Source organism: Candidatus Aquicultor secundus, from assembly GCF_002791875.1.
In the GTDB taxonomy this organism is placed as follows: domain Bacteria; phylum Actinomycetota; class Aquicultoria; order Aquicultorales; family Aquicultoraceae; genus Aquicultor_A; species Aquicultor_A secundus.
This window is the reverse complement of the sequence record NZ_PFNG01000189.1, coordinates 1-2,179: the sequence shown is the minus strand read 5'-3', so window position 1 is coordinate 2,179 and position 2,179 is coordinate 1. Positions and strand designations below refer to the sequence as shown.

General features: G+C 47.2%; 3 protein-coding genes. All 3 read right to left on the bottom strand.

Annotated features, from left to right (window positions below; genetic code table 11):
* Positions 1-197: hypothetical protein (locus COY37_RS08005; RefSeq protein WP_286977138.1), on the bottom strand; the 197-nt coding region annotated here is incomplete at its 3' end.
* A gap of 249 nt (positions 198-446) precedes the next feature.
* A complete protein-coding gene (locus COY37_RS08000) occupies positions 447-1,811 on the bottom strand; it encodes a tyrosine-protein kinase domain-containing protein (RefSeq protein WP_286977136.1) in 1,365 nt (454 codons plus the stop codon).
* Between the two features lie 157 nt (positions 1,812-1,968).
* A partial coding sequence (locus COY37_RS07995; protein WP_286977134.1) for a hypothetical protein occupies positions 1,969-2,179 on the bottom strand: 211 nt, incomplete at its 5' end.

The following is a 2,179-nucleotide window of genomic DNA, read 5'->3' as shown; positions in this document are numbered from 1 at the left end:
TGTTTTTGCGGAAAGAACATCGATGCCTTCGCAAGCGACTCACCCGCGAGCGAGACTTGAAATCCGGCAGAGGTCAACCTTTTAATGGCCTGCAAATTCTTGTTGAGGATGGGAACGGGCATCAGTAACTTAATGCTCGGTCTGGCGAGGATTTTGTTTGCATTGATAAAGCTGGTCTTGGCCCGTTTAAAACTCATAGCCGATTCCCCAAAGTCTGCCTTTTCTGCAGCTACATACGCCGATTCCAAATGCCCCCGCCCTTGATAGAGAGATTTTCTCGCAGATAAGATGTTGGTCGAAAGTATCACACCATAGATGACGAGCAGCACGACCATAAACAAGCAAGAGAGGGCTATAAGTACCCTCTTTCCCGGTTGCGCTTTATAAGTTTTTTGCTGATTAGACTGGTTTGTAGTGCCTTCCATGATCCCTTAATTAGTTAATGATCAGTTAGTTGCTGTCGGCTGCTCCGCGTAAGATTTATAATAATAGTAGCCGCCTTTCCGCGGCATGTTGGCGCCGTTGATCACAAAACCGATGATACGGGCCCCCACTTTACTAAGCGCCTCTTTGGCGGCGACGATCTCGTTCTTCTTGGTTTTTCCATAATGCGACAACAAAAGAACCGCATCCGCTTTTGTAGAAAGAATAGCGGTATCTGTAATCGCAAGTGCCGGAGGAGAATCAAGGATTATCAGGTCAAACTTCTCACGCAGATCGGCCAGCGCCCTATCCATGTGCTCCGAATTCAGGAGGTCTGCGGGGTTTGGCGGGATCGGTCCACTTGAGATGATTTGTAATCCATCAACCTGTGTCTCTCGCATCACCGATTCCACGGTCGCCGCGCCCGCTAAAACATTTGAAAGTCCTCTATCGTCTGGAATGTAGAAGAGATTAGCTAAAGTCGGCCGTCTTAAATCGCATTCAATTATGAGTACCTTGTAACCTGCTTGTGCATAGACAATCGCGAGATTCGCTGAAACAGTCGTCTTGCCCTCGCTTTGGTTAGGACTGGATACGATCAGGGTTTTTATCGATTGGTTAAAGTTGATATATTGAAGGTTCGTTCTTATGCTCCGGTAAGCATCAGACACAATCGCATTATCGTTACTAAGAAGAAACGGGCTCTCCCCACCGGGTATCTTACCTAGTGATGGCACCCCCAACAATCCCTCAACATCCTCTTGCTCCTTAATCGTCACGTCGAGCGTCTCCATGAGAAACGCGAGACCGATGCTGGCCATTAGGCCGATCAGGAACCCTAAGATCACGTTTAAGGTAGCGTTTGGTTTTACCGGATCAAGTGGTACCACCGCCGGCTCAACTACTTTTACGTTTATGAGTGCGGATGAAGGTATAACCTCTTTGGTTATAGTAACAAACTCGCTGGCATAGGCGTTGGCTATGTTCTTGACTTGAACCGGGTTGTCATCGGTAACCGATATCTCTATGAGTTGTGTGTCTTTTACCAGCTTTGCGCCCACTTTTTTCTGCAAATCTTCAGGCAGTAAAGGCAGCTCAAGTTTCGAGATAACCCTCTCCGCAAGAGTTCTACTCGATATCATCTCTTTAAAAGTCATGGCAAGCCGTTCGCTTAGCAGTAAGGCCTGGTATGACTCACCGAGAGATTGGTTACTGGGTGCAATTTGACCCTGAGAGACAAGCATCTCGACTGAGGCCTCAAATTTAGGCGTCATCAAAGAAGTGGCCACTATCGAACCCAACAAGCAGATAATCGTACCGAGGACGATTATCGCCTTTCTCTTACCTAATATTTTTATGAACTGGAGTACTTCGAACTGCTCTTCCAATTTTAACCTGCATTCCAAAGTTTGCGTACTTTGCCAGTTATCCTTGCTTGAGTCGCTTGTCTTTTAGGGCGTTAAATAGCAGAGCTTGTGAACTTCTAACAAAGCTCTGCGTATTTACATGTTTTCAGTTATCGGCTTTTGTGAGTTAATCGTGAGGTTAATTCTTTTTGAGGGCTTTAACACCAAATCCTGTAGTTGTTAAGGCTAAACCGGTGATTAGCAATACCCAGAGGATTGTGCCGCCGGTAAATGGTAGCTCTCCACGCTTCTCAGCAGCACTGGCTGCGGCATTGCCGCTCTGGCCTGGTGTAGTCTGCTCGCCCAAAAAGGCGGTCTCGCCTACCTGCACGGTACCAAGCAGTGACAGG